The sequence below is a fragment of the Anaerovirgula multivorans genome (assembly GCF_900188145.1).
Taxonomy (GTDB): domain Bacteria; phylum Bacillota; class Clostridia; order Peptostreptococcales; family Natronincolaceae; genus Anaerovirgula; species Anaerovirgula multivorans.
In genome coordinates, this window is record NZ_FZOJ01000068.1 from 1 (window position 1) to 8,297 (window position 8,297).

The 8,297-nt window shown below is 33.6% G+C and carries 9 protein-coding genes; 2 read left to right on the forward strand and 7 right to left on the reverse strand.

Annotation, left to right across the window (positions count from 1 at the left end; all coding sequences use genetic code 11):
* Together CHB72_RS25115 and CHB72_RS25120 are read right to left on the reverse strand one after the other, a co-directional pair.
* A partial coding sequence (locus CHB72_RS25115) for a thymidylate synthase (protein WP_089285607.1) occupies positions 1–1,255 on the reverse strand: 1,255 nt, incomplete at its 3' end.
* A gap of 264 nt (positions 1,256–1,519) precedes the next feature.
* Positions 1,520–2,362, reverse strand: coding sequence for a Cof-type HAD-IIB family hydrolase (locus tag CHB72_RS25120; protein ID WP_089285608.1), 843 nt, complete (start codon positions 2,360–2,362; stop codon positions 1,520–1,522).
* Between the two features lie 310 nt (positions 2,363–2,672).
* On the opposite strand from CHB72_RS25120, the gene CHB72_RS25125 reads away from it, so the two are divergent.
* A complete protein-coding gene (locus tag CHB72_RS25125) occupies positions 2,673–3,458 on the forward strand; it encodes an ABC transporter ATP-binding protein (protein WP_089285609.1) in 786 nt (261 codons plus the stop codon).
* Positions 3,459–3,665: 207 nt separating this feature from the next.
* On the opposite strand, the gene CHB72_RS25130 is transcribed toward CHB72_RS25125, so the two are convergent.
* From CHB72_RS25130 to CHB72_RS25145, 4 genes are all read right to left on the reverse strand, one after another.
* A complete protein-coding gene (locus CHB72_RS25130) occupies positions 3,666–4,352 on the reverse strand; it encodes a response regulator transcription factor (RefSeq protein ID WP_089285610.1) in 687 nt (228 codons plus the stop codon).
* Positions 4,353–4,371: 19 nt separating this feature from the next.
* Entirely contained in the window at positions 4,372–5,481 is a 1,110-nt protein-coding gene (locus CHB72_RS25135) for a sensor histidine kinase (RefSeq protein WP_089285611.1), read from the reverse strand.
* A gap of 160 nt (positions 5,482–5,641) precedes the next feature.
* A complete protein-coding gene (locus CHB72_RS25140) occupies positions 5,642–6,313 on the reverse strand; it encodes a hypothetical protein (RefSeq protein ID WP_089285612.1) in 672 nt (223 codons plus the stop codon).
* Positions 6,314–6,467: 154 nt separating this feature from the next.
* Complete coding sequence (locus tag CHB72_RS25145; protein WP_089285613.1) at positions 6,468–7,223, reverse strand: exodeoxyribonuclease III; 756 nt, start codon at positions 7,221–7,223, stop codon at positions 6,468–6,470.
* Positions 7,224–7,448: 225 nt separating this feature from the next.
* On the opposite strand from CHB72_RS25145, the gene CHB72_RS25150 reads away from it, so the two are divergent.
* Positions 7,449–7,736 carry a DUF1292 domain-containing protein gene (locus CHB72_RS25150; protein ID WP_089285614.1) on the forward strand — a complete coding sequence of 96 codons (288 nt, stop codon included), beginning with the start codon at positions 7,449–7,451 and terminating at the stop codon, positions 7,734–7,736.
* A 49-nt stretch (positions 7,737–7,785) separates the two neighbouring features.
* Here CHB72_RS25150 and CHB72_RS25155 read toward each other — a convergent pair whose 3' ends face one another.
* Positions 7,786–7,986: a cold-shock protein gene (locus CHB72_RS25155; protein ID WP_089285615.1), complete on the reverse strand. Its 201-nt coding sequence runs from the start codon at positions 7,984–7,986 to the stop codon at positions 7,786–7,788.
* Positions 7,987–8,297 lie beyond the last annotated feature (311 nt).

The window sequence follows — 8,297 nt, forward strand, 5'->3', positions numbered from 1 at the left end:
GTGCTTGAATTAGCTGTTTTTCCTTATCGATAGAAATAACGATATATCCCCTAGGATCTTCGTTCTCCTGTGTCCAAACACAGGTGTTTTTGGTGAAAGGTATCCAGTTTCCTCTATAGCCATGTTCTTTCAATAGGTCTAAAACATCATTGAAGTTTTCTTGATAAACATGGGCAGAGTTGCTAATCACACAGGTTTTACCTAATGACACCCCCACTTCTTCAGCTATGTATTGTTGCAGCCTTCTAAATGCCATAGCATTTTGAGGAAATGCTCTAAACAGGTCATTGCTTCGCATAAAGAAGGTTCCCACCAACTGTTCATCCTGCACTAAAAAAGTAATAAAGCTTAGACAAGGAGGATTTTCACTTGTAGCATCCTTCTCTATGTCCCATGTTGTGGCGACATTTCTTCTTCCTTCTTTATTCTCCTTTAATTTATCTATGATGTTATTTATTTGATTAAACCCCTTGAGATTGAATAGTCTCTGTCCATAGGTATATTCAACCCCTTTAATGGTGATATCACTAAGGATTTGAGGGATGTATTTTTCTAAAATACTGCTGGTTACTACCTCCTTGGGAAATTTAGAGAAATCATAGGAATTTGGTTCCTCATCAAAAACATGAATTAAATTGATTAATTCTCTTGAACTACTGTATTGGGTAGTTTTTAAGAAGCCAAACCTCATAATATGCTCCAGTGATTTTACCCAAGTATCAAACACCCTTTGTTTTCTACATACAAAAGAAAGCCCTTCTGAAGGATAGAAATTTACCTCTTCTTTTGTCTCCTTAAAAACTTGACCTTTTCCCCATAATTTAATTTTTGATTTGAAATTTCTTTCTATTTCTCCAGTTAACTGTAGAAAATCTATCTCACTTCCTCTTAAATCAATGATCTTTATATGTTCTAGAAAATCCGGCACAAAATTTTTTAATTCTTTTTGCAAGAAATCATCCTTTAAAGAAACCTCCAAGAGATCTTTTCCTGACAATGTCCTATCATTGCCACAGAGGATAATAGTATCTACAATAGGATACAATGCTACATTTCTTAAGATGTAATTAATACCAAAGCTGCTATATAGCTGTCCCACAATAGCTACTTTCTTTAATGTTTCCTCTTCTAACCCTTTTTCTACCACCTCTTTTCGAGTCCAAAGAGTTGCTATGGCAACATTGCTATTTAAGTTAAAGGTTAACAGCTCATTTTTAAAATAATGGGGATATTTCATTTCTAATATATTTGTCATAGCTCTACACACTCCTATGGCCTTAACTGCTCTCTTCTCAACTCAAGACATTTTTTGTCCTGAAAGGTTATTAAATTATTGTATCATAGTTCGGTGTTGTGGTTGATTTATCTTTTTTTTGACAATGATTTCTTTTAGTAATTTTGTCAGGTGGTAGGATAAATATCCAAATTAAGATTTCATCATAGCTATATCCATAATCCAAGAAGACCCCTATATGAAATGAATATAGAGGTCTTCCTGAATGAAGAAAATAGTGTAATCTTATGCAATGCCTTCTGCCTTTACTAAAACATCTAATTCCTTTATGATGGCGGCGATAGCATGTTCCTCATGATGAACAGTAACGGCATCGGCCACCTTCTTTAAATCACCGTGGGCATTTCCTACGGCGATTCCTAAATCTGCTGCCTTCATTAGTGAAACGTCGTTAAGTTGATCTCCTACTGCAATAGTATAGTAATCCTCTATTTCTAACATTTCCTTCAATACAGAAAGTGCTGCTCCTTTAGAAACCTCAGGAGCTAGTATCTCTAGGTAGGTTTCTTCTGAATATACCATGTCACAGGCTAGATCCATCTGTCTAATCATTTTTTCCACTTCTTTTGCCCTCTCATTGGTTACTGCCATAACTAAAATTTTTGTAAAGCTATCTCTCACCTGTCGCTCCGATAACCCTTTACATTTAACACCCTCCAGAGTCTCATGCTTTAATACCAGATGATTTCTATCGGGGGTATAGATTTGACTATCCTGATATAGGAGAATAGCTACATCCTCTCCATGAATAGATATGATTTTTTCTAGGGTTTCTGGCTTTACCGTTAACTTTTTCTCATATAACACTTCTTTTTTTATAGGGCAGTATATTTTTGTCCCATTATATAATACCACGGGAATATTTACCCCTAACTGATGCAAAAATGGAACTACTCCGTCTTCCATTCTTCCAGTTGCAATGGTAAACAAACCTCCCATTCTCATAAACTCCTTTATAGCCCTTTCGTTTTCTTCACTGATTTTTTTGTTTTTATTAAGTAAGGTTCCATCTAAATCTGAAACTAAAAGTATTTTTTGTATTGATGTTTTTATCATAGATTTTTCCATTTTACACTCCTTTTTTACTTCAGCTTTTCTTGCCTTTATCTTGTATTTAAGAGAGAATTAATGTTTTCCCATCTATCTTCTTATGCACTTTGAATTGATTTTAAGAATAACATAAGATCCATATTTTTTCAACAGTTCCTAAGTTAAAACTTATTCCTCTTCTTTAGTAGTTACTCATAGTAAAAAGTAGAAATTCCACTAAATGTAAAATTTGTCCTTCATATTATAGGTGACTTTCTACAAGAAATTTATTATAATAGAAAAAAACCACTGAAGTAGAATTCTATTTTGGGTAAAGGAGAGAATTGATGTGGTTATTAATGCAAAGCAGGTTTCATTTATTCAGAATTCAGAGTATATTTTAAAAGAAGTTAGCTGGTCCGTGGCAGCTGGTGAGCATTGGGCTATTTTAGGATTAAACGGATCGGGGAAAACTACCCTTTTAAATATGGTAAACGGATATATTTTTCCCTCAAAGGGGGAAATGGAGGTCCTTGGCAACACATTTGGCAAGTTTGATCTAAGAGAGTTAAGGAAGTCTATTGGTTGGGTAAGTACAGCGCTCCAAGAAAGACTCTACTTAAAAGAATCTGCAGAAGAAATTGTTATCAGTGGTAAATTTGCCAGCATCGGTTTATTTGAAGAACCGAAAAAAAACGATAGAGACTTGGCTAACCATCTCCTTGAGAGTTTAGAATGCAACCATCTAGCAACACGTCCTTATCAGTCTTTGTCTCAAGGAGAAAAGCAAAAAGTCCTTATTGCAAGAGGCCTCATGGCATCACCTCGTTTGCTGATTCTCGACGAGCCCTGCACAGGATTGGACATTTTTGCTAAAGAGCAATTGCTCTCCAATATCGAAAAACTAAGCCACGACAAAAATGGACCTACATTAATTTACGTTACCCATCACACGGAGGAGATATTGCCAGTCTTTAATCATACGTTGTTACTGCGCAGAGGAGAGGTTCATTCTTCCGGAAAGACAGATTCAGTCTTAACCGCTGATAATCTTTCTGATTTTTTTAAGACCCCGGTTCTCTTCGAAAGGCTAGAAAATCGTAATTGGTTACGACTCGCTTCCCAACAATATTAGAGGTTAACAGCATCTATTCCTTTGGTTATCTATATAGATGCTGTTTTTCTAATGAAATTTTTTCTTTTTAGTAACTACTAAGATTGTGACAATTTCTCCTATAAGAATTGTTCCAAGCATCACTGGAGAAAAAAACATAAGGAAATATAGTCATTTGTCATAGATCTTGGTAAAAAAGTCGTTTCACATGAAAATCCTTTGATTTTATTAGGAATTAAATCTATATCCTGATCCCCATATAGTTTCAATATAATCTGGATTTGAAGGATCTTTCTCTATTTTTTTTCTAATCTTTTGGATATGAACTGCTACGGTTGCTGTGTCTCCATAATATTCCTCTCCCCAAATTTTATTGAATATTTGATCTTTACTAAAGACTATATTAGGGTTAGAAGATAAAAATAATAATAAGTCGTATTCTTTTGTGGTCAGTTGAATCTCTTTACCATTAACAAATACTTTATGGGATGCTGTGTTGATCTCTAGACCCCTATGATTGATTATTTCAAAAGCTATATTCTTACCCATAAGACGCTCATATCTCTTAATATGAGATTTGACCCTTGCTACCAATTCAGCTGGACTAAAGGGCTTTGTTAAATAGTCATCTGCTCCAAAACCCAGGCCTCTTATCTTGTCAATGTCCTCATTTTTAGCGGACACAATTACTATGGGAACCTCTAATTTCCTTCTAACTTCTTTTACAATTTCATATCCATCTTTACTAGGTAACATCAAGTCTACAATAATAACATCATAAAAACCTGATAGGGCACTTTTCAAACCCTGTGCCCCATCCTGCACAATATCTGTCCTATAGCCGTTTAGCTGAAGATAATCCTGTTCTAGCTCTGCAATATTTATATCATCCTCAATGATTAAAATATTTTTCATCTTTAAACTCCTTCCCTTACTATTCTGTTACTGGAAGTATGATTGTAAAACAAGTTCCTTCTTGTTCTACACTTGAAACTGTAATTTCCCCTCCATGAGCCTCCACTAGTTCCTTAGCTATGGCCAGTCCAAGCCCTGTACTCATTAGATCTTTTGTACGTTCAGTATCGATTCGATAAAATCTATCAAAAACATAGGGAAGCTTATCCTCAGGAATTCCTGGCCCATTGTCTTTTATATGAATCCCTATATTATCACCCTGTAGAAACAATTCTACCCAAATTGTTAGATTCTTTTCAGTTCCATATTTTACTGCATTACCAATAATATTTCGAATTGCCTGTTGCATTCTTTTTCTATCTAGATGGAGTAGACGATGAAAATCCAATTTATCTATATAATGGAACTGAATCTGCCTTTCTTCTAGTTCAAACTTAAATTCTTCCATTAGATCATTCATGTAGGCTTGTATCTCTATATCTTCATATTCAAAGTCCAGTTTTTCCATGTCTATTTTTGAAAATAGGAAAAGATCATCAATTAGTTTATTTATATAAAGAGTATTGTGGTGTATGATTTTAAGATATTTGTTTGTTTTTTCAGGGGATAGTACAACCCCATCTAAAATTGCCTCAATATATCCTTGAATAGACGAAATTGGAGTTTTTAAATCATGGGATATATTGGCAATAAGTGTTTTTCTGTTTTCTTCATAGGTAGACTTTATTTTTTCGCTTTCCTGTAATTTCTCTGCCATTCTATTAAAGGAATGTATTAATACACCAAACTCATTTCTTACCTCATAATCTATTTTTACATCATAATTCCCCTGTGCAATTTCGTCTACTGCATTTTTCATTTTGCTCATGGGTGTAAAAATCTTTTTCTCCAGTCGCCAGAGAAAGAATAAATGAATAATTTCTTTTATACTAATAAACACAGCAAAAAAAATACTAACGCCTGGATTTCCTATCCATTTAAACAGTAAATACACAATAAAAAGATTTAATAGAAAAACAGTTGGTCGTATAAATCTAAGATATCGATGATAATAATGAAAGTCCTTATGATAGCAACAATTTTCTTCATATCCCTTTTCAAAATGTTTGTATACCCGCTTATTTCTCATAAACATAGAATCACCTATTTCAAATATTATTTACTTATGATGTTAGTTATTTCCTATATTATAGCATTTTTTCTACCAATAATAATATAGGGGCGTTAATAAAACAAATTGTTTTAACGCCCCATGTAAGCTTCCTTTTAGAAGAGTTGCTTATCTTTTTCTACCATTCTAAGCTTAATTCCCCTTCAAGGTTTAAATTATGGACTTCTTTTGATTCGTCTTTCTGCTTGCCACTAACCAAAAGTTCAATCTTTTCCACTTCACTATTAGGATTAACTACAATACGAATGTCGATGTTTATGTCTTCCAATGAACATAATTCTTCTATGCAGCAGCATTGTTGTTCTTCTTTTTGTTGATTCATACAATGTTCCATCTTGTCTTTAATGATCTTTTTCATGTCTTTAGGAATTTCATTGATATTGATAGATAATACTACCCCTTTATCTTCCTTTTCCTCTACCTTCATGTTGTTAAAAACATCTAACAGGAATCCCAGCATTGAAAGTCTATCCTTTATGTTACAGCATTTAGAGCCATCTAAACGATGATGTTGATGCATATTTTTCATAAAACTATGATGTCTACCTTTACAGCAATCCCGCATATTTAACTCTGTACTGCTTTCATGCTTAACTACCTTACCTTCATAGTTCAGCTCTGTGTTGATTTTACATTTCATTTCCCCACTTGCGGTATTTCTTTCAAACGCCTTCACTAAATTAAAGACTTTAACTTCATCTTTTCTAGCTTCTGCCTCTAAGTTTCCCGTGAAACTGTCCTTCTCCTTTAATGTCTTTACCACATCATACATTAATTTAATTTTGTTCATAAAAAATGACCTCCTTTTTTTATCTTCAAGGTCATTATAAGGTGTGTTAATAAACTTCTTTTAAAGCAATTATAAAATTTTTATAAACAATGTTTAACTTTTTAAAAAAAGTCATCCTTTAAGTATTTTAAAAGATAACTTTTTATAGTTTAAATTAAAGTTCTATTTTCAGGACTACTGGACAATGATCACTACCTGTTATATCTGAATGAATTTCTGCATCCTTCAATAGTGTCTTAAGTTTTTCAGATACAATAAAATAATCAATTCTCCAACCAACATTTCTCTCTCTTGCCCTTCCCATATAGGACCACCAAGTATAGGCCTCTTCCTTATCGGGATAAAAATATCTAAAGGAGTCCATAAATCCAGTCTCTAGCAACGCTGTCATTTTTCCCCGTTCCTCGTCTGTAAATCCAGCATTTTTTCTATTAGTTTTTGGATTTTTTAAATCAATTTCTTTATGAGCTACATTAAGATCTCCACATACAATAACAGGTTTTAGAGAATCAAGCCCCTTTAGATGTTTTCTAAAAAGATCCTCCCAAACCATTCTATAGTCAAGTCTGGCCAATCCTCTTTGAGCATTTGGCGTATATACATTCACTAAATAGAATTTTTCAAATTCTAAAGTGATGACTCTTCCCTCTTGATCGTGTTCTTCTATTCCTATTCCATATACAGCAGATAAGGGTTTTTCTTTTGTAAATATAGCTGTTCCAGAATAGCCCTTTTTCACTGCATAGTTCCAATACTGCTGATATCCCTCTAGCTCTAAATTGATTTGTCCCTCCTGCAGCTTTGTTTCTTGCAGACAAAATATGTCTGCATCCACCTCTTTAAAATATTCTAAAAATCCTTTACCTACACAGGCCCTAAGCCCATTAACATTCCAAGAAATCAGTCTCATATGATCGCCTCCATAAAAATATCCTACTCTTAATAATTTCTTTATAAAATTCTTCTTTCCTTCTATACCCATATAATTAGTCATTAAAAGATATTATTTAAAATAACTTCTACGTTGCTACTACATTTGTGTTTTTGCCATCCCTTATGCTACTATTTATAATATCCACTATTCTTGTGTATAATTATAGGAAGATAATCAATACAATAAAAGGAGAATGAAATCATGGGAAATTGTCAAAACGATTGCGGTTGTGGTCATGAACATCATGACCATAAGAAAATCTATTTAACCCTTGTTGATAATACTGAGATAGCATGTAGTGTCCTAAGCATTTTTAAGGCAGATAACAAGGAGTATATCGCGGTTTTACCTGAGGATTCTGAAACCCCATTAATCTACAGATTTGTTGAAAAGGATGGAGGTCCTGAATTAAGTAATATCGAAAGCGATGAAGAGTATGAAATCGCTTCTCAAGCCTTTTTAGAGACTGTAAATCATGATGAAGAGTAATGAACAGAAAAACTGCCCTTAGCATTTGCTAAGGGCAGTTTGATTTGGCTTATAGTTTTTCGATATCTTCAGCTTGTGGTCCACGATTTCCTTGTATCACTTTGAATTGAACACGTTGGCCTTCTTCTAGTGATTTGAAGCCATCACCTTTGATAGCGCTGAAGTGTGCAAATACATCTTTGCCACCTTCTACTTCGATAAAACCGAAGCCTTTTTCTGCGTTAAACCATTTTACTGTACCTGTTTCCATTGTATTACCTCCAAAATTTAATTTAACATGTTTTTATTATTCCCCATAAAAATAAAAAATTTACACATTCTATAAAATTCTTTCCCACAAATAAAAATTCTATACAATATATAAATTCAAAATTAAAGAAAATTCAAACGATACCAAGGGGACAGTTCTTGTGGTTAGCTTTTCAGAACAATACCTCTACTAATTCCTGTTAACCTTGTTATTTGCCTTGTAGATAGGCCTTCTTCTTTTAATCTTTTCAAGTATTTGTCTCTCATATGTTGGTCAATTTTTTGAATCTCCAGACAGCTTTTTAGATTGCA